The organism is Cerasicoccus maritimus (assembly GCA_031296935.1).
GTDB lineage: Bacteria > Verrucomicrobiota > Verrucomicrobiia > Opitutales > Cerasicoccaceae > Cerasicoccus > Cerasicoccus maritimus.
This window is the reverse complement of sequence record JAVDPD010000002.1, coordinates 220,566-246,231: the sequence shown is the minus strand read 5'-3', so window position 1 is coordinate 246,231 and position 25,666 is coordinate 220,566. Positions and strand designations below refer to the sequence as shown.

The 25,666-nt window shown below is 58.5% G+C and carries 20 protein-coding genes; 15 read left to right on the top strand and 5 right to left on the bottom strand.

Features of this window, described 5'->3' with window-relative positions; genetic code table 11:
* Window positions 1-96: 96 nt before the first annotated feature.
* The 6 genes from RBB62_RS01515 (at window position 97) to RBB62_RS01490 (ending at window position 7,802) form a co-directional block, all read left to right on the top strand.
* Window positions 97-1,041, top strand: coding sequence for an AAA family ATPase (locus RBB62_RS01515; RefSeq protein ID WP_309396319.1), 945 nt, complete (start codon window positions 97-99; stop codon window positions 1,039-1,041).
* Window positions 1,042-1,044: 3 nt separating this feature from the next.
* Window positions 1,045-2,316: a DUF58 domain-containing protein gene (locus RBB62_RS01510; protein WP_309396317.1), complete on the top strand. Its 1,272-nt coding sequence runs from the start codon at window positions 1,045-1,047 to the stop codon at window positions 2,314-2,316.
* On the top strand, window positions 2,313-3,410 hold the full coding sequence (locus RBB62_RS01505; protein ID WP_309396316.1) for a DUF4129 domain-containing protein: 1,098 nt from the start codon (window positions 2,313-2,315) through the stop codon (window positions 3,408-3,410). Before RBB62_RS01510 ends, RBB62_RS01505 begins: the two co-directional genes overlap by 4 nt.
* 181 nt (window positions 3,411-3,591) lie before the next feature.
* Window positions 3,592-5,703, top strand: coding sequence for a RecQ family ATP-dependent DNA helicase (locus RBB62_RS01500; protein ID WP_309396314.1), 2,112 nt, complete (start codon window positions 3,592-3,594; stop codon window positions 5,701-5,703).
* A gap of 360 nt (window positions 5,704-6,063) precedes the next feature.
* Window positions 6,064-6,570, top strand: a complete 507-nt coding sequence (locus RBB62_RS01495) for a hypothetical protein (protein WP_309396312.1) — start codon at window positions 6,064-6,066, stop codon at window positions 6,568-6,570.
* Between the two features lie 152 nt (window positions 6,571-6,722).
* On the top strand, window positions 6,723-7,802 hold the full coding sequence (locus RBB62_RS01490; protein ID WP_309396310.1) for a nitrilase-related carbon-nitrogen hydrolase: 1,080 nt from the start codon (window positions 6,723-6,725) through the stop codon (window positions 7,800-7,802).
* Window positions 7,803-7,886: 84 nt separating this feature from the next.
* Here RBB62_RS01490 and RBB62_RS01485 read toward each other — a convergent pair whose 3' ends face one another.
* From RBB62_RS01485 to RBB62_RS01475, 3 genes are all read right to left on the bottom strand, one after another.
* Window positions 7,887-9,269, bottom strand: coding sequence for a porin (locus RBB62_RS01485; RefSeq protein WP_309396308.1), 1,383 nt, complete (start codon window positions 9,267-9,269; stop codon window positions 7,887-7,889).
* A 67-nt stretch (window positions 9,270-9,336) separates the two neighbouring features.
* Window positions 9,337-10,764 (bottom strand): UDP-N-acetylmuramate--L-alanine ligase, encoded by a 1,428-nt coding sequence (locus tag RBB62_RS01480; protein ID WP_309396306.1) that lies wholly within the window; start codon window positions 10,762-10,764, stop codon window positions 9,337-9,339.
* A 278-nt stretch (window positions 10,765-11,042) separates the two neighbouring features.
* The gene (locus RBB62_RS01475; RefSeq protein WP_309396304.1) at window positions 11,043-11,567 is read right to left on the bottom strand and encodes a hypothetical protein; all 525 of its coding nucleotides are present in this window, start codon (window positions 11,565-11,567) and stop codon (window positions 11,043-11,045) included.
* A gap of 326 nt (window positions 11,568-11,893) precedes the next feature.
* Between RBB62_RS01475 and hemF the strand changes: the two genes are divergently transcribed.
* From hemF to RBB62_RS01430, 9 genes are all read left to right on the top strand, one after another.
* Window positions 11,894-12,832 carry an oxygen-dependent coproporphyrinogen oxidase gene (hemF, locus tag RBB62_RS01470; protein ID WP_309396302.1) on the top strand — a complete coding sequence of 313 codons (939 nt, stop codon included), beginning with the start codon at window positions 11,894-11,896 and terminating at the stop codon, window positions 12,830-12,832.
* Window positions 12,833-13,120: 288 nt separating this feature from the next.
* Window positions 13,121-14,155: a uroporphyrinogen decarboxylase gene (hemE, locus tag RBB62_RS01465; protein WP_309396300.1), complete on the top strand. Its 1,035-nt coding sequence runs from the start codon at window positions 13,121-13,123 to the stop codon at window positions 14,153-14,155.
* A 39-nt stretch (window positions 14,156-14,194) separates the two neighbouring features.
* Entirely contained in the window at window positions 14,195-14,617 is a 423-nt protein-coding gene (locus RBB62_RS01460; RefSeq protein WP_309396298.1) for a hypothetical protein, read from the top strand.
* 70 nt (window positions 14,618-14,687) lie between these two features.
* A complete protein-coding gene (locus tag RBB62_RS01455) occupies window positions 14,688-15,692 on the top strand; it encodes a LacI family DNA-binding transcriptional regulator (protein ID WP_309396296.1) in 1,005 nt (334 codons plus the stop codon).
* Between the two features lie 270 nt (window positions 15,693-15,962).
* Complete coding sequence (locus tag RBB62_RS01450; protein WP_309396293.1) at window positions 15,963-19,295, top strand: ABC transporter substrate-binding protein; 3,333 nt, start codon at window positions 15,963-15,965, stop codon at window positions 19,293-19,295.
* Window positions 19,296-19,396: 101 nt separating this feature from the next.
* Window positions 19,397-20,464, top strand: coding sequence for an ABC transporter permease (locus tag RBB62_RS01445; RefSeq protein ID WP_343219062.1), 1,068 nt, complete (start codon window positions 19,397-19,399; stop codon window positions 20,462-20,464).
* 3 nt (window positions 20,465-20,467) lie between these two features.
* A complete protein-coding gene (locus RBB62_RS01440; protein ID WP_309396289.1) occupies window positions 20,468-22,405 on the top strand; it encodes an ABC transporter ATP-binding protein in 1,938 nt (645 codons plus the stop codon).
* A gap of 255 nt (window positions 22,406-22,660) precedes the next feature.
* On the top strand, window positions 22,661-24,031 hold the full coding sequence (locus RBB62_RS01435) for an MFS transporter (protein WP_309396287.1): 1,371 nt from the start codon (window positions 22,661-22,663) through the stop codon (window positions 24,029-24,031).
* A 41-nt stretch (window positions 24,032-24,072) separates the two neighbouring features.
* Window positions 24,073-24,723 (top strand): response regulator, encoded by a 651-nt coding sequence (locus tag RBB62_RS01430; RefSeq protein WP_309396285.1) that lies wholly within the window; start codon window positions 24,073-24,075, stop codon window positions 24,721-24,723.
* A gap of 96 nt (window positions 24,724-24,819) precedes the next feature.
* Here RBB62_RS01430 and RBB62_RS01425 read toward each other — a convergent pair whose 3' ends face one another.
* Complete coding sequence (locus tag RBB62_RS01425) at window positions 24,820-25,266, bottom strand: hypothetical protein (RefSeq protein WP_309396283.1); 447 nt, start codon at window positions 25,264-25,266, stop codon at window positions 24,820-24,822.
* 41 nt (window positions 25,267-25,307) lie between these two features.
* Window positions 25,308-25,619 carry a DUF971 domain-containing protein gene (locus RBB62_RS01420; RefSeq protein WP_309396281.1) on the bottom strand — a complete coding sequence of 104 codons (312 nt, stop codon included), beginning with the start codon at window positions 25,617-25,619 and terminating at the stop codon, window positions 25,308-25,310.
* Window positions 25,620-25,666: the final 47 nt, after the last annotated feature.

Sequence of the window (25,666 nt, the reverse complement as noted above, 5' to 3'; positions counted from 1 at the left end):
GCGTCAATCGTGAATACACGGCGCCTGCGCGACTCCCCCTTTGACATTGCCGGGCGCAGCGTTATCAATCCGTAGCAAATATTGCCCGCCACCGCTATGGATCAAAACATCGTCACCAAACTTTCCCGGCTGCGCCAGAGCCTGGAGTCTGTCATCGTCGGCAAGCCCGGCGCTATGCAGGGCGTGCTGATCGCCCTGGTCTGCGACGGGCACCTGCTGATCGAGGACATGCCGGGCGTCGGCAAAACGATCCTCGCGCGCACGCTGGCCAAGTCCATTTCCGGCGACTTCAAGCGCATCCAGTTCACGCCCGACCTGCTGCCGTCCGACGTGACCGGCGTCGCCATCTTCAACCGGCAAAGCAACGAGTTTGAGTTCCGCCAGGGCCCGGTGTTTGCCAACGTCCTTTTAGCCGACGAAATCAACCGCGCCACACCGCGCACGCAGTCCAGCCTCCTTGAGGCAATGGGCGAAAAGACTGTCACCGTCGACGGCGTGACGCATGACTTGCCGCGGCTGTTCTTTGTCATCGCCACGCAAAACCCGATCGAGCTCAAGGGAACCTTCTCCCTGCCCGAGGCGCAGCTCGACCGCTTTTTCGGCAAACTCTCCCTCGGCTACCCGAGCGTCGAGGAGGAGGCCCGCGTCATGCAGATGCAGGTCAAGCACCACCCCGTGCTCGACGTGCAACCTGTGATCTCTGTCAACGAAGTGCTCGAGGCGCAGGCCGCCGTGCGCGAGATCCACATCGAGCCCAACATCCTCGACTACATCGCGCGCATCATGGCCGCCACCCGCGACGATGACCGCATCGCCGTCGGCGCGAGCCCGCGTGGCTCCTTGGCCCTCATGCGCGCCAGCCAGGCGCAAAGCCTGTTCAAGGGCGACACCTTCGTAAAGCCCGACACCGTGAAGGAAGTCGCGAGCTTCGTCCTCGCGCACCGCATCATTCTGAAGACGCGCTCCGTGGTCAATGTCGACTCCGCCGCCTCGGTCATCAACAGCATCCTCCAACACGTCGAAGCGCCGATCACCCAATAACGCATGACCGCCAGCGAGCAGAAGCGCCAACGCATCAGCCGCGCCATCACGCTGCTTGGCTCGGGCATGCTCATTTTCTTCGGGTGGAATCTGCAAAACGCCGCGTATCTGCTGACCGGCCTGTTCATCCCGACATTTGGCCTCTGCTGCGCGCTGATTGTCATGCAGCAGCGCAAGCTCATTCGCGTGAAGCGCCAGTGCGTGGACGGCGCCTGCGAAGGCGAATACGTCGACGTGAAAATCACCATGCAGAACCGGCACTGGTTCCCGATTTTCCGCCTCATCGTGCATGAGAATTTCGAGCCCGAAATGGAGGCTGACATCTTCCTGACGCTGCCCGGCGTGCTGCCCGCCCATTCAGCGACGGATTTCGAATACCACGCGCAGTGCTACATGGATCGCGGACGCTACACGCTCGGCCCGATCCACGTAACCATCGCCGATCCGCTGGGGATGTTTATCTTCACGCGGACCCTCGATGTGCGGCAGGAGTTTTCCGTTTACCCGCAGGTGTTCCCGATGCCCCAAATGCCGCCCGGCATCGGTATCCCGGACGCGATTCCCGAGGGCCTGCCCCGCGCCCGCGCCGGCGACAGCGACCTCCAGCTCGGCGTCCGCGAATACGTGCCCGGCGATCCCTACCGCCACATTCACTGGCCGCAAACCGCGCGCGGCGAAGAGCTGATGGTCCGGGAATACGAGCAGATCACGCCCGCGAACACCTTCATTTTGCTCGACCTCCCACTGGCCGGACGCGCCGGCACGGGCAAGGTGTCGACCGAGGAATTCGGCGTGCAGCTCGCTGGTAGTCTGGCCGCAAAAACCATCCAGGGCGGGCAACCCGTCGGCGTGCTCATCAACGGCGAGCCCGAGGTGTTTATCGACATGGGCATGGGCCACCAGCACCTGGTCGACATCCTCGACGCACTCATTCCCGTGCGCGAAAAAAGCGAAACGACGCTCGTCAATTTGCTACTTGAGCGGCCCGATGTGATCCGCGATGGCTCTACATTTTGGCTGATCCTCAGCCGCGTCAATTTCTCCATTGCCGCGCTCGATGAACTGCTGGAGCTCTTTAGCTGGAAGCCCTGCCAGATCTTCCTCGTGATCCTCGACGACGAAAACATGGTCGCCTACGAGACGACGCCGCAGGAGCGCGCCGCCCGCCCCAACCGCTATCAGTTAGCTGGCGAAATCGGCGACCGCGTGGAATGCCTCTGGTGGGTGGACCTTGAGCGCGGCCTTGAAAAATCCATGCTGGAGGGCCCGCTGTGAGAGCGCTGACACCGCACTTTTTTCACGCTGCGCTGCTCGCCGCATTGAGCCTGCTGCCGCTGTGGAGCGGCGGCTTTGGCCCGACTCCCGACGGCGCGTTTGGCACGACAGTACTGATTCTCTTTGGCATCTGCATCGCGGTCGCACTCAATGAATACCTCGTCAAAGCCAGTGACATAAACTGGGAATACATCGAGGGCCGTTGGAAATTTGTCCTCCCGATCATTGTTGTTCTCGTCGGCGCCAACATCATGAACGACAACCCCGCCGCCAAGCGTGCGGCCATGTCGGTCGGCTTTGGGCTGATCGGACTTACCGCGATGCGCGCACAATCGCAGACCGATGTGCTGCTGCGCGTCGGGCTGTTTGCTGGCCTCGGCGCGGCGTTCTGGGGGCTCGCGGGCCTGGCGTTTTTTTGGTGCGTGCCGGTGCTGTTAATGCTCGCGCTCGCCCTGGCCTACGACCCGCCGGAGACGCGCGCCTACCTCGGCTGGCGCGACCACGGGCACCTCGCGCTCATCATCCTTGCGCTCAGCGCGGGCCTGCTGATGGCCTACATTTTAATCGGCATGCTGCTGCATCTCGGCGGTTTTATTCTGAACCCCGCGGAGGCACCCGTCAGAGGTATCGAGCGCGCCGCCGCCACTGAATCCCGCTACCAAATCAAGTGGTGGGACTTCGTCATCCTCGCGGCGCTGGCCTACTTTTGCTTCCCCTACATCATGCGGCTCTTCGGCGAGAAAAACGACGAGCCCGACGCCGAATTCCAGCGCGGCGACTCGCCCTTTCACCGCATCGCCGAGCAGTTCAAGAAAACCCTCGGTCGCCAGTCCCCGCGCGAGCGCGTGATCTACAGCTACCATGAAATGCTCAAGGCGCTGATCAAACTCGGCTTCACGCACGACCTCGCCTCGACGCCGCTCGACACCCTGCGCGAAATCCGCGAGCAGCGCGAGATCCCCACGCCGCTGTGCGACTCCGTCAGCGCCCTATTCTACCGCGCCTGCTACAACGATGGCTCGATCACCGAGGCCGACGCCGCGGCTATGCAGTCCGCCACGCAAGCAGTGATTGAAGCCTACCGGCAAGAGTAAGCACAGTCTGCCCAAAGGTAGGGACGGTTGCCCTCAACCGTCCGCATCGTAATTTGGCTAACGCATTGAAACTGGACGGTTGAGGGCAACCATCCCTACCCCTTCCCAACTACCTCTCGCGCAGGCATTAACGACGCGGCTCAAACTTCCTTCAAATTCAGCCTCGACTAACTGCATTTCCGTGCAGTTAGTTAAGGGGCTCATGACGCCCGCCCAAGGACTTAAAAAACATTTCGGCTTCGAGCAATTTCGCGAGCCGCAAGACGAAATCGTCGAATCAATCATCGGCGGGCGCGACACGCTGGTCATCATGCCGACCGGTGGCGGCAAGAGCCTGTGCTACCAACTCCCCGCACTGATGCTGCCCGGGGTGACGCTCGTCATCTCGCCGCTCATTGCGCTGATGAAAGACCAGGTCGACGCGCTCAATGCGCGCGGCATCGCGGCGGCCATGATCAACAGCTCGCAAAGCTGGGACGAGCAACGCGCCTGCCTGGACGACCTTCGCCGCGGCGAGCTAAAGCTGGTTTATGTCGCCCCCGAGCGCTTCCGCGCGCAGTCGTTTATCGACTCCTTGAAGGGCGTGAAGATCTCGCTGTTCGCGGTCGACGAAGCCCACTGTATTTCCCAGTGGGGCCACGACTTCCGCCCCGACTACCAACGCCTCGGCGAGGCCCTGGAAAAGATCGGCCACCCGTGCTGCGCGGCCTTCACCGCGACGGCCACGCCCGAGGTCCGCGAAGACATCGCCAACAACCTCAAGCTGCGCCAACCGGCGACCTTTGTTTCCGGCTTTGGTCGCGACAATCTCTCCTTTGCGATCAAGCAAATCGACAAGCGCAAGGACAAGATCAAGCGCATCCGCCAGCTCATCGAAAACAACGGCGTCGGCATCATCTACTGCGCCCGCCGCAAGTCCGTCGAAGAGGTGTCCACATACCTGCGCGAGGAGTTCGTGCAGCACGTTATCTACCACGGCGGCATGACGCCCAGTGAGCGCGACGCCGCGCAAGACCGCTTTGTCCGAGGTGAGGTGCCCATTGCCGTCGCCACGAACGCCTTCGGCATGGGCATCGACCGGTCGGACATCCGTTTCGTCGCGCACTACGAAATGCCGGGCAGCGTCGAGGCCTACTATCAGGAAGCCGGACGCGCCGGACGCGATGGCAAGCCCGCCTACTGCGAGATGCTTTTCTGCTACGCCGACAAGACCACACAGGAGTTTTTTATCGAAGGCGCCAACCCGCCGCTGAGCCTCATCCACAGCATTCACTCTGTATTGCAAAGGAACGTGAATGAGAACAACGAGGCCTTCCTTACCATCGAAGAAATTTGCGAAGCTTTGCCGGGCAAAGTAAACGGCATGGCCGTGAGCTCCGCGATCAGCCAACTGCGCCGCTGCGGCGCCATCGAGCGCTTTGACGTGCCGGGCTCACGTCTGCGCGGCACCCGGGTGCTCAAGCGCGTGCGCCTCGCGAGCGAGCTCGGGCTCGACGCGCGCGGGCTGCTCATCAAGCGCCAGCGCGACGAAGACAAGCTGCGCCGGTTGATTCAATTTGCCTACGCCAAGAGCTGCCGCCAACAGTGGATTCTCGAATACTTTGAAGACGCCGACGCCGCCGAATGCGGTCAGTGCGACCGCTGCCGTCATCGCCCGGGCAACGTTGGCCCCGTCGATGAAGACAAGGCGCTCGTGGTCCAAAAAGCGTTGAGCGGCGTCGCGCGGATGTCTGTCCGCCGCAGTCGTCACCATTGGGAGGCGCGTTACGGCCGCGACCGCATCATCAAGTGCCTCACCGGTAGCCAGGCCAAGGTCATCGTCGACCCCGGCTTGGACAAGCTGTCCACCCACGGCATCTTGAAAGAGCATGGCACGGAGTTCGTCGGCAAGCTCCTCAACGAGCTGGAAAACAGCGGCTACCTGACCGTGACCGAAGGCGACTACCCGCTGCTCGAGCTAACCGACTCCGGCAGCAAAGTGATGTTTGGCGAACTGCGCCCCAAGCTCGTCTGGCCGGAAACCGATGACGCCATCACCCAAGCGGCCGAGCCCGACGACGCCCTTTACGAACAGCTCGTGAAGCTGCGCAACGACATGCGCCGCAAGCGCGGCAACCCGCCCGCCTACACGATCTTCCCCAACACCGTGCTCCAGCAAATGGCCGCCCTCAAACCAGCCAACGCCGAGGAAGCGATGTCCATCAAAGGCATCGGCCCACAAAAAGCCCGCAGCATCCTCCCACCATTCCTGGAGCTGATCAACGCCAGCGCCGCACAAACCGCGAGCACTTGAGGGTGGATTTTTACTGGCGGGCGATGCTCCATCAAATCAAAATTCAATTCCTATCAACGGATAGAGCGCAGTCCAAGGCAGTCATTCACTGGGCCTACCAGCGCAGTCGCGGCCACGCCGCAAAACTTAAAGCTTAAGCGGCATAACCTCCTGTTCTTAAGAAACACGTCTCGCTAGCATTAGCGTTTCAGCCGTGGCTAAACAATGCAGTTAAAGAAGCAAAGAAAAGATCGACGTGGCTTCGGTTGCCACCCAACATCGCTCCGCATGAACAAGTATTTTGCATTCTTTTTAATCAGCACCTTAACCGGTTTCATTTCGACTGGATGTTCCCACCAGGCAGGAAATGATTTCCAAATCGTGAAGACAAACAATATGCAGTTGGGCAAGACCACAAATCTGCAAGCACGCAGAATGTTTGGCAACCCCAAGGTCGAGAAGAATGTATCCAACGATTATAACGACTATAATATTTGGACGTATATCTTCATGGAAAGCCGCGCCTTCAATCAGTCCGATGGTCGCATCATGGTGCTGGAGTTTGTCGACGGCAAACTGAACGGCTACTTCTACGCGTCCTCTTACGAGAGCGATGCCCCCCCACAAAACCTCCGCGCAAAGAACCAAATCAACCGCCAATCCTCAACCCGAGCCGACGTGGCCCGCATACTTGGCGTCCCCGACGGTAAAGCCTACTCCAACACCACGCTCGAGGATTTCCACGAAGGCGTCGGCGAAGAAATTTGGCTCTACCAGCAGGAAACCCAAGCGGTGGACAACAGCATTGTCTCCGAGAAAATCCTAGTCGGCTTCGACCGCGACGGGACGGTGGAAACCATTACCTCCTCCAAGACCAAGCTCAACTAGCCAGCTCAGACCGATTTCACAAGCAGGGTTCAAACGTCCCTAAATAACTTTTAGAAAACGTCCGGTGAGCCAACCGGGCGTTCTTCATTTGCTGCGAATGAACGCGGCTAAATTAAATCGACGCCTCACGCCGCCTCGGACATAGTCCCCGCATGGCTGATGCATCTTCTTTTCTCGTAAATGACGGCACGCCGCATTTCGGCGCGACCGTCGAGGCCTCCTACCGCAAGCTGCAAGTGCGCACGTCGATCTACGACGAGTTGCCGCCCAAGGGAGCGGGCATTCGTTTGGCCATCTATCAAGCGCAAGGCGCGTGTGGCGACAATGCGACCGAGCAAAACCTCGCGCGGCTCGAAACGGCCGTCGCCAAGGCCAAGCATTATCACGCGCAGTGTATTGCGTTTCCGGAGATTTATCTGCAAGGCTACACGCACAACCCCGAGACCGCGCACGCCACCGCCGAGACCTGCGACGGGCCCAGCATTACGCGTATTCGGGAGATCGCCAAAAAGCACAAGATGGGCGTGATCGTCAGCTACGGCGAACGCGTCGACCGCGAGGACCGCGCGTATTATTACGACAGCATCGCCGTCATCGACGAGCATGGCGCGCTGCTCGACAGTTACAAAAAATGCCACCTCTACGGCCAGCAGGAGCGCGACAATTGGGACGTTGGCGACAGCGAATATCCCGTCCACAAGATCGCGGGTTTCCCCGTCGGCGTGGTCAATTGCTACGAATGCGAGTTTCCCGAGCTGATGCGCATTCTGGCGCTCAAGGGCGCGAAGTTGATCGTCGGCCCCACGGCGGCGGACACGTATTACCGCCTGCCCGATGGCCGCATGAGCAGCGTCCCCTACCCCGACGTGGCCAAGGTGCAGTTCCCCGCGCACGCGTATTCCAACAACCTGTTTTTTGCCTACGTGAACCGCTGCGGCTATGAAACGCGCGATGGCGACAGCTGGCACTACCGCGGCAACTCCATGGTCTGCTCGCCGCATGGCGAGATACTCGTAGCCGCGCACAACGAGCAGGACACGCTCCTGGTCTGCGACTGCGTGCCTGCCTACTACGGCCGCACCCACCCCGCCCCAGCCTATCATTATTTAAAGGACCGCCGCCCCGAGCTCTATGGGCAATTGCTCAGCAAAGAAGCCAAATTTATCGACACGACCCTCGGCCCGATTCAGGAAAACACCGACCTCTTCGGCGGCGATTTTAAATACGAATAGCGGGCACGAAAAAACTCCGCAGCCGAAGCTGCGGAGCATTCGCAAACCAGATCAGTGACGACCTAGAAAGTTGTTGCGATTTGCTTAGAATACCACCTGCGCGGCAAAGCGGATCACGTCTTCGCTGGCATTGGCGCCACCGAAGCTCGTGCCGTTGTAACGACCGCCAAACTGAATGTGCTCCCAGCCGAGGCCGATCTTGGCGTCCGTGCCCAAAAAGTAGTAATTCACGCCTGCGTAGTAGGACTGCGCGGCATTGAAGAAACCCTGACCATTGCTGGTGAGCGTAGTCGTGCCGGGCTGCGCGCCACCGAAGGACACGCCCTTCTTGACGACGTTCGGGTTCACCCCGCCCTGGTCGGAATCGATGGCGGAAAAGCGGAAGATCGGCTCAAGCTTACCAATCATGTAGCTCACGTAAACGGTGCCGCCCAACGGGTTGGAGGTGCCACTGTTGAAGCCGGAGATCGACGTCGGCCCATTCAGGTAAGAGGCCTTGCCGTTCTCCATATTGGCCGCAAAAAACTCACCCATGATGCGAAAGTTGCCGTAGTCCAGCTTACCAAACGGATTGATCGCGCCGATGGAGTTTGTTTGCGAGAGGCCGCCATTATTCCAGCTATTGCCCTCGGGCATGTAGGTGCCGTTGATGCCAAACAGGTATTTGCCGCCCTCAAACTTCGAGCCGTATTGCACACCGCCGGAGTAACCCATGTGGTTCTGCGAACCGGTGTTCGAAGGAGCCGAGAAGTTCTGATAGCCCTGCGTGACTTCCGCAAAGTAGTCGAAACCATCTACGCCTGGGATTTCACCTGCCCAGTAAACACCCAAGCGACGTGCGCCCAAGCCAAGGCGCGTCGTGCCAACGCCAGCCGAGCTCGTGGCGAAGGTGCCGGAGCCACTACGACGATAGCTGCTGGTGAAGTAGTTCGTGGCGATCGAGCGATTTGGCGCCGGGATGTAGCGCGAGGAGGTGTATTGCTCAAACCCGAAGTGAGCCTTCTTAAAGCCGGCCTGCACATTACCGTAGCCTTCGAATTCCTTCTCGACGTAGGCCTTTTCAATGTAGTTGCGCGAAGAAAAGCCGTCGCCCAAGTTCGCCTGCACGGTCGTGCTGAAGCCCGAACCGATATCAGCCGACACGCCAAAAATAATGTTCGGCAGGTAGAATGTGTTATTCGCCGGTGGATTAGGCAATACGTCATCATGCCCCGTAGCGTAAGCGAAGGCAAACTGCGCGTAGCCCGAGATAGTGATCTTTTCCACGTGCGACTTAGAGACGACCCGCGGCTCAATGCCCACGGCGGCACCCTTGATTTGGTCTGCCTGCTGCTGCGTAATCACGCCTTGACGGACCAGCTCGGAGAGCGGCACTACACCAGTCAATTCTGGCATCGACGAGTCCTCAGCGTGGAGGACTGCCGTCGTGAGCAAGGCAGCGGTTAAAATTTTTGCGTATGTCTTCATTGGGAATTTTGTAACAAAGCTGCACGCAATCGTCACAATCGTAACACGACAAGGGCAAATACGGCGTTTATGTTACAGCAGTGTTAAATGTTGTCATCTCCGTGGCAAAGCGGTGGTGAATCCCGCCAAAACCTCCGTTCGAAAAGAAGACAACGCACCGCGGGCGCTCCTGTTTTTGGCGCGTCGCTTCGCACAATTCAGTGAGCAAGGAATCAAAGTCGCCAAACGCCCCAGCGCACACGCCGCGCTCCTTCAGCACGTCAGCCATCACCTTGGTATTCAATCGCTTATCGTCAGTATAGCGATCTCCCCGGAACACCGGCCCCAAGTAAACCGCGTCCGCCAAAGCCAACGCATCGGTGAAACGCTCTTGGAAAATATTCGTCGCGCCGGTATTGCTGCGGGGCTCAAAACAAGCCGTAATTCGGTGGCCAGGATAACGATTCCTCAAGGACTCTAAAACTTGAGCTACTGCCGTCGGATGATGCCCAAAATCCTCAAGGATCGTCAGGTTTGTAACATCCAGCAAGCATTCCTGCCGGCGTTTCACACCCTGGTATTTCGCAAGCGCTGTCACATCAAGCGGACAGAAAGGATCATCCGGCTTCAGCGCAAGGCCAGCCGCGAGGAGCGCCACCGCGGCGTTGCGCGCATTGTAAAGCCCATGCAGAGGCCAGCTTACTTTGTCCCACAAAGTTCCTCTCCATCGCAAAGTAAACGACGCGCCCTGGGCGTTTTCCTTAAAGTTCTCGATGCGCAAATCGCAGTCCTTGCCGACGCCCACCGAGTAGCACGAACACCAGTCCACCGGCAGCAGCGGGCGCAGGTTTTCCTCGTCGCCGTTATACAGGATGAAGCCGTTGCGCGGCACCAGGCGGATCACGTGGCTAAAGCTGCGCTGGATATCCGCCAGGTCGCGGAAGATGTCACCGTGGTCAAATTCCAGGTTATTGATCGCCAGAATACGCGGCTGGTAATGCACGAACTTGCTGCGCTTGTCGAAGAAGGCCGAGTCGTATTCGTCGCCCTCGATCACAAACGGGCGGCCCGCCTCGCCGGCATGCGCGCCATTGGGCAGATCCCGCGGCACACCGCCCACCAGCCAACCAGGATCGCCGCGGTGTTCACGCAGCAAAAACGCCGTCAGCGCCGAAGTGGTCGTCTTGCCATGCGTGCCGGTGATGACAATGGGCTGACGCGTAGACAAGGTCGTCTCCGAAAGCAACGCAGGCAGCGAAACAATCGGCAACGCGCGCGTAGCCAGCAGCCATTCGATCTCGGGGTTGCCGCGCGAAATCGCGTTGCCGACCACGACGCGGTCCGGCTTCAACGCGGCGAGACGCTCGGGGTCCCACCCATCCAGGATTTCCACGTCGGCGTCGCGGAGCAGGTCACTCATTGGCGGATAGATGCCGGTGTCGCTGCCACTGACTTCGTGGCCCAGCTCCCGCATCATCAAGGCGACGTTTCCCATCGCCGTTCCGCAAATTCCCATAAAGTAAAGGTGCATGCTCCACCCAAATTCCAGCTCCTAATCTCCGCAAGCGCAAACCCCAACGTCCCGTTGGATCGGAAGTTTACCGCATTGCGGTAAAGGCCATCAGGCCGTAACGTTTCGGGGTCGCCAAAGCGTTCTATTGAACCTAGCTAAGGTAGCGCAGGCGCGTCCCAGCGCCGCGCCCCAGCGGAGTGGCAAAGGTAGGGCGCAGTCTCTAGACAAGCCGCCACACTGGAGTGGCGAAGCATGAGCTCACACAATCGACAGCACGCTTTCTACGCCATGCCGACCAGCAAAATATTCAGGCCAGCCGTGAGGGTAATGACCAACCAGCGCAGCACGTCCTTGCGGCGAAAGGGATAGCGATACGCCAAGTGCGTGAGGACTTGCGCGACTAAGAGCACGAGCACAATCAAAGTGAATATAACCTTCAGCTGATGAACGAAATCCATGCCGTAGGGGTCATGCCAAGCTAAGATCGTGAGCGCGAGCACGACCACCAAACTGCACAGCTCAAAATAGATTACCTGCCGACAACCCGGGCGCTCCTCGCCCCACGAGTCCACGCGCTTTTTCAGGTGTAGGTAGATCCAGTATTGGGTGATCAACCAACCAGTGACGGCAATCACCGACGCATTGAACCCTTCGCTGAAAAACCACACACAAATCGCCGCAATCGCAAAAACCGCTCCCGAAATCACTGCCAAACAAACATGCGCAAACGCCACCTCCCCAATATTCTGAGGGTCCAGAAAATCACGCCCCTTCGTGGAGCGGTCGTTGCGGGCGACGATGGCCATGCTGCTTGATTATTGATGCGGCGCATCACAATCAAGCAAACGAGTCAGTTTGCTCAAAAAAAGGCCACTCTGCCGCGGCGGCTTGTCTAGAGACTGCGCCCTACCTTGCGCGAGCGGATGAAACTGCGGATCGAGACGATCCGCGCTACCTTAATACAATTCCCATCCTCACCACCAACAACAACACACCCTACCCCTGCCTCACGCCATTTGCCCAGTGGGCAAATCTCCGGATGCAACGGCACGTTGCCCAATCTCAGGATGCAACGGCACGTTGCCTGGTTTTTCCTTTTTCCTTTAATCTTTTTCCTTTAACCATTCCTTCCATGCAACCCGACCCAGACGCCGTTTGCGCGTTTCTCCGCGACTACCAAAACTCACTCTGCACTGTCCTCGAAGGCTTCGCGCCGCACCAGCCGTTTAAGGCGGATGCGTGGGAGCGCGCGGAAGGCGGCGGCGGCGAGTCGCGCGTGCTCGCCGATGGCGACATTTTTGAGAAGGCTGGCGTGAATTTCTCCGACGTGCGCGGCAAGTCTCTTCCGCCCTCGGCCACGGCGCACCGCCCCCAGCTTGCGGGCCGAAGCTTTCGCGCGATGGGCGTGAGCGTGGTCATCCACCCGCGCAATCCCTACGCACCGACGAGTCATGCGAACGTCCGCTTTTTCATTGCAGAGAAGGAAGGCGAGCCCGCGGTGTGGTGGTTTGGCGGTGGCTTCGACCTGACCCCCTACTACGGCTTTGTGGAAGACGCCCAGCAGTGGCATCAAACCGCGCGCCGGGCCTGCCAGCCCTTCGGCGTCGAACTCTACCCACGCTTTAAAAACTGGTGCGACGAATATTTCTACCTGAAGCACCGCGACGAGGCGCGCGGCGTCGGCGGTCTGTTCTTTGACGACTTCAACGAGCACAGCTTCGCGCATTCGTTTGGCTTCATGAAGGCTGTCGCCGAGGCCTACCCGGCGGCGTATGTGCCGATCGTCGAACGGCGCAAGGAGACCAACTTCGGACTCAAAGAACGCCAGTGGCAGCTCTACCGCCGCGGACGCTACGTGGAGTTTAACCTGCTCTACGACCGAGGCACTTTGTTTGGCCTGCAAAGCGGCGGGCGCACGGAATCGATCTTGATGTCGCTGCCACCGCTGGTTCGCTGGGAGTATGATTACCACCCGGAGGAAGGCAGCCGCGAAGCCGCGCTGGCCGACTTCATCAAGCCGCGCGACTGGGTCGATGCCGACGGCGAACCGTTGGAGATCGAACGGGATTAACGAGGAGGACGCGGCCAGCGAGGCGTCAGTTTTTTAGCCGCGGATGAACACGGATAGAACACGGATGCCAGCGAAGCGTAGTTTAGAAAACTGGAAGATCACTGACTATTATGAGATTTCAATTTAAACATCTAGATCGCTCGGTTTACGGGCTTAGCGATCGTCCTGCTAAAATTATCCGCGTTACATCCGCGTTCATCCGCGTTCATCCGCGGCTAAAAAATCCCTCCATTGTAAAAACATTCGCGCTTATTCGCGCCATTCGTAGTTTCGACCACACTTTTCCCAATGACTTCCAAAGAACGATTCCTCGCCGCCGCCAATTGTCAGCCGGTTGACCGACCGCCCATCTGGATCATGCGCCAGGCTGGCCGTTACCTGCCCGAGTACCGCAAGCTCAAGGAGCAGTACGACTTCGTGACAATGGTCAAGACGCCCGACCTGGCCACCGAGGTAACGCTTCAGCCGCTGCGCCGGTTTGCGCTCGATGCGGCCATCGTTTTTTCGGACATCCTCATCGTGCCGGAAGCGCTGGGCCAGCCCTACCATTTCCGCGACCAAGGCGGCATCGGCATGGACTTCGCCCTCGAAACCCCGGCCGACATCGCCAAGCTCGCCGACGCCACCGCCGTCGATGAAAAGCTAACCTACATTGCCGACGCCCTGAAACTCGTCGACGCCGAGATCGGTGCCCAGAAGGCCGTGCTTGGCTTCGCCGGCTCCCCCTGGACGCTCGCGTGTTACATGGTCGAGGGCGGCAGCTCGAAGGACTTTACGAAGATCAAGTCGCTCTTTTATCAAGACCGCAAAACGTTCGACCAGCTCATGACCAAGCTGGCCAGCGCCTGCGCCGCCTTGCTCAAAATGCAGCTCGCGGCGGGTGCCGACTGTGTGCAGCTGTTCGACAGTTGGGCCAGCGCCTGCGCTGGCACGGACTACCATGACATGTCGCTGCGCTGGATCCGCCAGGTCATCAACGAGCTGCCCGAGGGCGCGCCGATCATCCTTTTTGCCAAAGGCATGGCCCACCACGTGGACACGCTTTCGGCCAGCGGCGCCAAGGTGCTCGGCATGGACTGGACCGTGAATCTGCCCGAAATGCGCGAACGCACCCCGGCCCACATCGCGCTCCAGGGCAACCTCGACCCGACCTTGCTCAGCACCACGCCCGAGATCGTCCAAAAGGCGGCCAACGAGCTGCTCGACGGGATGAACAATGCCCACGGCCACATCGTCAACCTGGGCCACGGCATCCTGCCCAGCGCGCACGTGGAATGTGTCGAGACACTGGTCAACACCGTGGTCGCGCGCGGCGAGAAGTAAGGCATTGCCCTCACTCAAAACGTTCTCCATAGTTGCGACATGCGCCTGCTTCTATTTGCTATTACTCTCTTCCTCAGCTTCAGTGCGGTAGCGGTTCCCCCCGCCCACCGCAAACACCCACCAGTCTTTACGACGAAGACCATCATTGTGGGACAGTGGCACAGCACCGCACTCAATGGTGACGCCATCGGACTGGCCGTCGATGATGTCGTGGTCGAGTTTCACCCGAGTGGTGATTTCAAAGCGACTGTCAACATGAACATCGGCGGCCCGTCAGAGTATCATGGTCATTATAGCGCTAAACGACAAAAGCTCAGCCTGAAGCCAGAAACTCAGGACCTGATCAACTGCCATGTCTCCTTTACTGGCCATAACAAGATGTCGATTGTCATTGAAGAAAAAGGCGTTAGCGCAGCCTTTTCCCGAGGCGCGGCACCCAGCTCATCCGGCAGTTGGTTTTAGCCCCCTTGATTAATAGTTAATCATTTGCTTTGACACCTTAGCCACCTGCATTTCTAATGAGGCTTAAGGAATGGCCTCTCTAAAAGAAATAGCAAAGGATGTTGGCGTCTCACACGCGCTGGTTTCCCGCGTGTTAAGCAACCGTATGGGCACTACCCGTGTCAGCGAGAAGACTCGCCAGAGGATTCTGGATCGCGCCAAAGAGCTTAACTATACTCCAAATCCGCTTGCCGTTGCGCTCAAGCGCGGACGTAAGGGGGCCATCGGCGTATTCCTACACGGTGTGGGCGTGCGCGGCAGCGAGCTTTCGCAGGATTTCACTCAAGCGGCGGCCAAGCACCTTGCTGCCAATGGCTACAACATGTGGATGCAATTCTTCGAGAAGAAGGAAGAGTTCCTCGCTGCCTGCAATGAACAACTTCTCAGCAAAGTGGACGGGCTAATCCTGGCTGGGATGACGCACGGCGAACTGATTGAGAACGTCCGCGAAATTGAAAAACGCGGTCTACCGGTTGTCTTCTCCTGCCACGGTGATATTGAGCGCTATGGCTGCACGAACTACCAGGTGGACTCAGAAATGCAGGCCTACCTGACCACGAAACACCTGCTGGATACAGGCTGCAAGCGCATCGCCCATTTTTTCAGCATGGCGCTCCGCTACCGCGGCTACATCCGCGCTCACGAAGAAGCCGGCATCAAGCCTATCGATCAGTTAACCATCCCTACCCAAGGCTACACCTTGCAGAGCGGCTATGCCGGCATGGAGCACCTCATACGTGCTGGCATCGATTTCGACGGCGTTTCCGCACAGTCAGACGGTCAAGCCGCAGGTGTCTACCACTGGTATGTTCGACATAACAAGCCTCGCGAGGAATGGCCCCTGGTCACCGGCATTGACAACTCACCGATAGCCGAGGATTTCAGCATTATCCCGCTAACGAGCGCAACGGCTGAAATGCCCCGATGTGCTGAGCTCGCCGTCCAAGCTGTCCACAATAAACTCGAAAACAAGCCCGTAAAAACCGTCACAGTTCCCCCAAAACTAGTCATTCGTGAATCTAGCCAGCGCAAGTAATCCCCATATCCGATCTTTGCTGATCGATTTCTAATCTACGGGGTGAAAAATCACCTTGCAAACTATAGAGTTGTCTTCATTTTTGCCATTTGATTACTCGTGTTATCTAAAGCACGACAAAAACTTAACGCATAAAAAACTTAGCCTAACAGTCCCCATCCAATCCCCCTAACAGACTGGAAGTCCTAAATATCGACTTTTCCTCATCATAGCGCTCTACACCCCGTCGCTTCTTCAAAGAATCACCAACCAGCCGTACCCCCTCTTGCCATGTACTCCTCCAGCCCTGGTTCTAAGCTAGCAGCCGCAGCCAAGGTCTTCGGTCTTTTCGCCGGAGTCGCAGTGCTCTTTGCATTACTGCTAACCTTCCTGAATTGGGCTCTTTCACCCACTATTCATGCGGAAAAGATCGCCATCGCCCCCGAATTGGAGGCCAAGATGATTGCGCTGCGCACGGAGTCTTTCGACATCGATCCCGATAACCCACCACGCAATCAAGTGGAAGTCGATTACGCCGAGGGCGAAAGAGCCAGTTGGTGGCCGAAAGGCCAGAGCAAGGTACTCGATCCTGCAGTCGAAAACGGAGACCTCCCCCCAGTTGCCGAGCGCGTTGGCCCAGAGCCAATTGTTCTAACTGGTCCAGATGGCGTCGGCCAGTATGGCGGCACCTGGATGCGCCTCGGCACCAACTCCGACTGGGACATCATGAGCTGGCGCCTCTCGGGCGCAAACCTCGTCCGCTGGTCCCCCATGGGCTACCCCATCGTGCCCCACATTGCCAAAAGCTGGACCACCAACGAGGAACAAACCGAATGGACCTTGAATCTGCGCAAAGGCATTCGCTGGTCAGACGGCCACCCAGTGACGACCAAGGACGTCATGTTTTTCTGGAACGATGTCGAGCTAGGCCTAGACGATGGCATCGTTCCCGGCTGGATTTCCCCGGGCGGCGTTCCCCCGAAAGTCGAAGCCATCGACGACTATGCTTTCAAGATCACTTTTGCTGAACCCTACGGCGCATTTCTGGATATCCTGGCCAGCAACATCTTCTACAAGTTCATGGAGCCGGAGCACTACCTCCGCCAATTCCACCCCAAAATCGGCAATCCGGAGAAGATCGAAGAAGTCCGCAAAAAAATGGGCCTCGCCAGCGATCGCGCCGTGTGGGACATCGTGCGAAAAGTCACAAATCCCGAGCTGCCCACTCTCAACCCCTGGATCGCGCGTAGCGAGCAAGGCACTCCTCCGCTCTACTTCGTCCGTAACCCATACTATTACGTGGTCGACACCGAGGGCAACCAACTGCCCTACATCGACCAGGTCATGTTCGAGGTCAAGCACCCACAGCTCATCCCCGTCGCCGCTTCAGCCGGCTCCGCCACCATGCAGGGGCGCAACCTCTCATTCGACAACTACACCTTGCTGATGGAAGGTACGGAAAATGGCGGCTACGAGCTCTACCACTGGCTCAACCCTTCTCGTTCGGTGTGGACCATTTTCCCAAACATCAACCGCGCTGCCTTCGACAATGATCCCGCCTCTGCGACCAAAGCCAAACTTCTGGCCGACAAACGTTTCCGCCAAGCCCTGTCCCTCGCCATCGACCGACAAACGATCATTGACTCCGTTTACCACGGCATCGGCGAGCCCTCCCAGCTTGAGCCCGGCAAAGAGTCCCCCTACCACAGCGAAAAGCTCAGCCAGTCATACATCGAATACAACCCCGAGCGCGCCAACCAACTCCTTGATGAACTGGGCCTCACCAACCGCGGCGACGACGGCATGCGTACGGCACCTGACGGCACGCCCCTGACTTTCTACATGGACTTCACCAGCTACACCGGCGAAGGCCCCGCGCAGTTCGTCGTCGACGACTGGCGCGACATCGGCATTCGCGCGATTCAGCGCGAGCGCAACCGCGGCCTCTGGGGCCAGGAGCGCATGGCCCTCAAGCAGGACATGACTATCTGGGCCTCCGAAAGCGAATTCATCCCCCTACTGGAAATCCGCAACTTCGTCGCCAACTGGGGATGGTCTCTCCATGCGCCTGCCTATGGAACCTGGTATGACAAGGGCGGCATGCTCGGCAAGGAGATCACCTCTGGCTTTGCGCAGGAGCCACCCGTTGGCAGCCCCATCCGCCTGGCACAGGAATACTGGGCTGAGATGCTCCACGCCCACACTCAGGAAGAGCGCGTTGAGCTTTTTTCCCACATTGCCGATCTCGCCGCCGAGGAAGTGTGGACAATCAGCATCGCCACCCCTCCCCCGTTCCTGATGGTCGTCGACAAAGACCTCCGCAACGTGCCTGAGAAGGCGCTCTACGGCGCCCCCTACAACAGCCCAGCCAACACCGGCATCGAGACCTACTTCTTCGAAAACCAGAAAGAAAACCCGGCCATCACCAAGCAAATAGCCGCCGTCATGGCAGCGCCACTGGCCAGTAAATTCACTCTCGACGGTCAAACTGGCCGCGAACCAAACAGCAGCGTCACCGAGAAGCTCAGCAAACTCGTCCCCTGGCTTTGGACCATCTGCTTGCTCGGTTTCCTCATCATGATGGCCACCAAGCATCCTTATGTCGCGCGACGCTTGATCATTATGGTTCCTACGCTGGCCATCGTTTCGGTGATCGTCTTTACGGTCATCCAACTCCCCCCCGGCAACTTCGTGGAAACGAAGATCATCCAACTGCAAATGAACGGCGACGCCAACGCCACCGAGCAAGTCGAGCGCCTGACCGAAGTCTTCAACCTCGATGACCCGACTTGGAAACAATACCTCAAGTGGTCTGGCCTGAAGTGGTTCACCTCACTCGACGCTGGCGACAAGGGTCTGCTCCAAGGCGAGCTCGGCATCTCCATGCAGACGATGCGCTCCGTCAACGACACCGTCGAAGAGCGCGCTTTGCTCACAATGGCCATCTCCCTGCTCACGGTGTTGTTCACCTGGGCGGTCGCGGTGCCCATTGGCATTTACACTGCGGTGAAGCAGTATTCCATCGGCGACTACCTGCTGACCTTTATCGGCTTCATCGGTATGTGTGTGCCCAACTTCCTGCTCGCGATTTTGATGATGTATTGGGCCAACACCTACTTCGGCCTCAACGTAACGGGGCTCTTCTCGCCCGAGTATGCGACGGACCCGAATTGGTCCTGGGGCAAGATCCAAGACCTCGGCCTGCACCTGATAGTGCCCATCGTCGTGATCGGCACCGCAGGAACTGCGAGCATGATCCGCGTGATGCGCGCCAACCTCCTTGACGAACTCCGCAAGCCCTACGTGACCACTGCGATGGCCAAGGGCGTCCGCCCCTTCAAACTGCTCATCAAGTATCCGGTGCGCCTGGCGATCAACCCCTTCATCTCGGGCATTGGCCACTTGTTCCCGTCCCTGCTTTCGGGCGGCTCGATTACGGCCATCATTCTTGCCCTGCCGATGATCGGCCCGCTCCTGCTCGACGGCCTGTTGACTGAAGACTTCTACCTCGCCGGTTCACTACTGATGGTGTTCAGCCTGCTGGGCATCGCCGGCACCCTCGTCAGCGATATCATGCTACTGCTGGTCGATCCACGTATCCGCATGGATGGAGGCTCCAAATGAACGCACAAGCGGAGAAAGCAGACATGACTTCCAATCCCCCATCCAACCAATCCCCCAACGCCGAGCGCGCCCCCGAGCCCGAGGAAAAGCCCGCCGCCATCATGGACAACCTTTCGCAATGGCAGCTCATTCGCCTGCGCTTCCTCAAGCACAAGCCGGCCGTCTTCTCCATGTTCCTCCTCATGGTGCTATATGCGATGGCTGTCTTTGCCGAATTCGTCGCCCCCTACAAGGCCGACTTTGGCAACAAAGACTACCTCTACTGCCCGCCGCAGATGCCCAAGTTCAGCTTTGAGCACGGCATCTACGTGGACAACATTGTCAGCGAAAAGGACCCGATTTCGCTCAAGCAATACTACGTTAAAACCGACGAGATCACCAAGCTTGGCTTCTTTGTCAAAGGCCAGGAAACCCACCTCTTTGGCCTGATCCCCATGAACCGCCATCTCTTCGGGGCCAAGCCCGGGCAGGACGCGCCGTTCTACTTTCTGGGCGCCGATAAATTTGGCCGCGACATGTTTTCGCGCCTCGTCTATGGCTCGCGCATCAGCCTCTCGATCGGCATCGTGTCCATCATCACCACGTTCATTTTGGGCGCGTGTATCGGCGGCATCTCCGGCTACATGGGCGGCTCGGTGGACATGATTATCCAGCGCAGCATGGAGATCATCAACGCCTTCCCGCAACTGCCGCTCTGGCTCGCGTTGGCTGCGGTGATGCCCGGCGACTGGCCGCCCGTTAAAGTCTATTTCGCGATTACCATTGTGCTCTCGATCTTCGGCTGGACCGGCCTGGCGCGCCTCGTCCGCGGTAAGATTCTGTCCCTCCGCGAAGAAGACTACGCCGTCGCCGCGAGCCTGCTGGGCGCCAGCCACGGCCGCATTCTTTTCCGCCACTTGCTGCCCGGCTTTACGAGCCACATCATCGTGAGTTTGTCGCTCAGTGTGCCGGGGATGATCCTTGGCGAAACCGCGCTCTCCTTCCTCGGTCTGGGCCTGCGCCCACCGGTGGTCAGTTGGGGCGTGCTCCTGCAAGAGTGCCTCAACATCGACATCGTGGCCAACTACCCGTGGCTGCTCATGCCGGTGATCTTCATCATCATTACCGTTCTTTGCTTTAACTTCTTTGGCGACGGCATGCGCGACGCCGCAGACCCCTACGCCCGCTAAACCATGTCCACGGCAACCGCACCTTCCCCCACTTCCCAATCGAGCGCCGAGGACGACGTCGTCCTGAGCATCGAAAACCTCAAGACCCACTTCTTCACCGAGGAGGGCCAGATACCCGCCGTGGACGGCGTGAGCCTCCAGCTCAAGCGCGGTAAAGTCCTGGCTATCGTCGGCGAGTCCGGCTGCGGCAAGAGCGTTACCTCGTATTCGATTCTGCGCCTCATCCGCTCGCCCGGTAAGATCATGGGCGGCAAGATTCTCTTCCACTCCCAGCGGCGCGGGGAGACGGTCGACATCGCTGCGCTGAGCGAGAAGTCCGACACGCTTTACCAGATTCGCGGCGGCAACATCAGCATGATTTTCCAAGAGCCGATGACCGCGCTGAGCCCGGTTCACACCGTCGGCAACCAGATCTGCGAAGCCATCCTCCTGCACCAGGACGTGACCAAGGAAGAGGCGCGCCAGAAGGCCATCGACATGCTGACCAGCGTCGGCATTCCGCAGCCCGAAGAGCGCATCGACCAGTATCCGCACGAGATGTCCGGCGGTATGCGCCAGCGCATCGTCATCGCGATGGCGCTCGTGTGCGACCCGGAAATCCTCATTGCCGACGAGCCCACCACAGCGCTCGACGTGACCCTCCAGGCACAGATTCTCAAGCTCATGCGCGAGCTCCAGGAGAAGCGTAATTGCTCGGTCGTTTTCATCACGCACGACTTGGGCGTGGTCGCCCAGATGGCCGACGAAGTCGCCGTCATGTATACCGGCCGTGTGGTCGAAACCGGCTCCGTGCGCGACATCTTAAAGAACCCCGCGCACCCCTACACCCTCTCGCTGCTTCACTCGATTCCGCGCAACGAAACCCTCGGCGGACGCCTGCCCACGATCAAAGGCAGCGTGCCTTCGCTGACGCAGATTCCGAAGGGCTGCCCGTTCCACCCGCGTTGTCCGTTTGCCGTGCCCGGCAAGTGCGATGTCGGCGGCGCGCCGGATTTGCTCAAGTGGAAAGAAGGTCGCCAGGCCGCTTGCGTGCGCCTCGATGAGATCCACGGCAACGGCAAGCCGACGCTCGTCGTTGACGACGGCGTGGACGTTACCCAGTCGATCAAAGAAGAGAAAGTGCTCCTGCAAGTGCGCAATCTCTGCAAGCATTTTCCGATCTATTCCAAGGGCCTGATTCGCAAACAAAAGGGCGTGCTCAAGGCCGTGGACGATGTATCCTTCGACCTGCTGCGCGGCGAAACCCTTGGCCTCGTCGGCGAGTCCGGCTCGGGCAAGACCACCTGCGCGCGCACCATCCTGCGCGCCCTCACGCCGACCTCCGGCGAAGCGATTTTCCGCAGCGACCTGCAAGAGCGCGACATCGACTTGACCCAGCTCACCCGCAAGGAGCTCAAGCCACTGCGCAAGGAAATGCAGATGATTTTCCAGGACCCCTTTTCCTCGCTCAACCCGCGCATGACGGTGGGCGACATCGTGGCCGAACCACTCGTCATCCACAAGATGGCCAGCGGTTCGACGATGGAAGACATGGTCGTGGAAATCCTGAAAAAAGTCGGCCTCAAGCCTGAGCATCGCCAGCGTTATCCGCATGCGTTTTCCGGCGGTCAGCGTCAACGCATCGGCATTGCCCGCGCGCTGATCATGCGCCCGTCATTGATCGTGGCCGACGAGTCTGTCTCCGCGCTCGACGTGTCCGTGCAAGCGCAGGTGATCAACCTCCTGGCCGACTTGCAGATCGAGTTTGGGCTCACGTATTTGTTCGTCGCGCACGACCTCTCGGTGGTCCGCCACATCTGCGACCGCGTGGCCGTGATGCAGGGCGGCAAGCTCGTGGAGTTCGCCGAAAGCGAGGAGCTGTTCGCCAACCCGCAGCACCCCTACACCCAGCGTTTGCTCGGCGCGGTGCCCAGCCTCGACCCCGACGACCGCAGTTGGTGATTAATCGATTTTTTAAGCGAAATCAGCCTGGCAACCTCAAACAAAATGATAAAATCCCATAAGTGCTTGATAAAAAGAATCTTGCAAAACGAAATTAGCTAACCCAGCACTTAAAACCAGTATTTTTATGCCATTTTCGGGCCAACTTTTTGGCATTTCATGGCATCTAAAGCAAACTTTAGACAGCGAGCCGCAGCGGTGGCTGAGCAAAGGTCGCAGATTGCTTTTTGAGTCGGCTTGAGCATGCTCCAGTGGATGGCTGCTGCTGAGAGTGTGTTGAAAATCCCGAACATTCGCTGGTTCATTGTGTTCCGGGTGTTCTTCAATGCGCGCTTTTACTACCCGGTGTTCACGGTGCTGTTTCTGGATATCGGGCTGACGCTGAAAGACTTTTTCCTGCTCAATGCGATCTGGGCGGCATCAATCGTGTTGCTCGAAGTGCCGTCTGGCGCGTTTGCCGACACCTTTGGCCGCCGCAATCTGGTGCGTCTGGCGGGGGTGTGCATGGTGGTCGAGCTGGCCATCATCGCCTTTGTGCCAATGGGCGAACCCTGGCTGCTGCTGCTCGCCTTTGGCGTCAACCGGCTGATCAGCGGCGCGGCCGAGGCCTTTGCCAGCGGGGCCGACGAGGCGCTGGCCTACGATTCACTCAAGGCGCTGGGTCGCGAGAAAGAATGGCCCAACGCGCTGGACTTGCTGATGCGCCTGCAATCGCTCGGCTTCCTCGGCTGCATGCTGCTGGGCGCCGCGGTTTACGACCACGAATTCGTCAACGCCGGGCTCCAACTGATCGGCATCGACGCCGGGCTGACCAAGCCCATCACGCTCCGCTTCCCACTTTACCTGACACTCGCGACTTCGCTCGTGACACTCTTTGCCGCCTGGCGGTTGACTGAGCCGCCTGTCGACACCCACGAGGATGAAGCCCCCACCAATGCCCGCGCCGCCTTTGCGCTGGTGGGCCAGACTGGCAAGTGGATTTTAACGACGCAAATCGTGCTGGTGCTGATCGTGGCCAGCGTCTGCTTCGATAGCCTGGTCCGCATCGGCCTCACGATCAACAGCGAGTATTACCGGATGATCGGGCTGCCCGAGGCGGCGCTCGGCGTCATGGGCGCCATTGGCGGGCTACTGGGCTTGTTCATTCCGATGCTTGCGCGCAAGCTGGTGGAGCAAAAGAGCGCGCGGGTAAACTTCTGCCTGCTGGCGGGGCTCATCCTGCTCAGTCAGGGCGGGCAGGCGCTGCTGATTCCCTACTGGGGCGTGATTCCGGCGATGGGCATTGGCGTCTCCATGTTCATGCTGAATTTCTTCATGAGCCATTACCTCAACGCCGCCGTCACAGACTCCCACCGCCGCGCCACGGTCCTGAGCTTTCGCAGTCTGGCCAACAACATTGCCTACGGGCTGGCAGGGTTGATCTTCTTCGGGCTGACCTCTGGATTGGCCCCAGAAAGCGCCGAAACTGAATTAACAAATGGTAAAATTGCGGTAACGAGCGACGCGGTGTTTGCCCAGCTACTGCAAGCGATCCCCTTTATTTTTCTTGGATTAATGGCCTTCCTCGGGTCGTTCACGTATCGCCGCGTGCAAATGTGTTCAGAAACGCCCTCGAATACCGAGTAATTTCATTTGCAAAAACCGGTAGGTGACTTTCTACTGGCGGCATGAAGCGCGTTTATGTCGTTGAGGACCAAACTATCCTGCGAGATCTGATTATCCGACTGCTGGAAACCTACCCGGACATTGAAGTGGCAGGTTCGACTGGCGACGGCCAAATGGCGGTGGAGGAAATCACGAAAGTCATGCCCGATATCCTCATCCTCGACATCATGTTGCCCAACCTGAATGGCATCGAGCTTCTGCGCCAAATCCGCAAGGGCGAACACAAGCCGCGGGTCCTCGTGTTCTCTGCTTTCCCCAGCAAGAGCACCGTTAAAAAACTCCTCGAAGCCGGCATCGATGGCTTCGTCGAAAAAGACGCCAACCTTTCCGACCTCGAAATCGCCGTGGAAAAGATCGTCGCCGGCCAGACCCACTTCGGTCTGCGCATTGTCGACATCATGCGCGAAATCATGGTCAACCCGAACCAGAGCGATTCGCTCGACGAGCTTACCCCGCGTGAGCGTCAGATCCTTCAACTCATCGCCGAAAGCTGCACGAGCAAGGAAATCGCCCAAAAGCTGGACATCTCCGTGAAGACTGCGGACACCCACCGCGCCAACCTCATGAAGAAGCTCGACGTGCACGACGTCGCCGGCCTCACCCGCCAAGCCATCGCCTTCGGCCTGGTGAACCCGCCGCAGAATTTCGATTAAGCTGGGGCCGCGCTACGCGCGGAGATTAAAGGAAAAAGTTTAAAGGAAGAAGGGCCGCTCTAACGCGGTCCTTTTTTGTGTCGTCGAAGCACGTGGCTATAGCTTAGGCAGCAGGACGATGAAATAGTAGATAACGCCAACGAGCCCAATCAGAAGTAACGAGAGCCCCACAACTTTGGCGACTGGATGTGTGCGATTCAGCTCACGGTTGAATTGCTTTAATTCTTCTTTGGTTCTATGGGCCTTATTTTCTTCCCAAATCAATGCGAGCAGCTCTGCGACATCTTCCAAGCCCTTGAAGCTCTGAGGAACCCAAACCCTCCCCTTGGCTGTCAGTATGCCATGCGTATCACTGAGTGGTTTAGTGCCTGCATTGAAGTGTGAAACCGTATTTTTGCCGATCTCATCGATGCTAACAACAAACACTGGAAGCTTCCTAGGCAGCAATACCTCTACCCTGAAATTCCGAAAAGTGACGGTTCCATCTTTGAAGTTAAAGAATATGCTGCGATCTTTGTCCGCGAACTCAATATTCTCACCCATTCCGCCCACTTTTTCCTTTAATCTTTTTCCTTTAATCTCCGTCAGCTGTGCTGACGGTCCCCAAGCTTGCGCAGGTATTCCCAGGAGAAGATGCCCGTGCGGTGGCCGTCGCTGAAGTCAAAGCGGACGGCGTAATTGCCCTGATAGTCCCAGCCTTCGATTTTCACGCCAGGGAATTCACGCGGCCCGTCGCCGCCGTATTGGTTGCCGAAAATATCCTTCTCGCCGACGTTTTCCGCGCTCGGGCTGTTCGTGCGCAAAAACTCGCCGGAAAAGTAGTCCTCCCGCCCATCGGGCCAGCGGACGGCCAATTCGGCGCCAATAAGTTGCAGATCTTCAGGTGCTGCTTGCATAGATGGTGATAAATAAAATTAAAAAGAAACCTTCGAACCAACAAAGA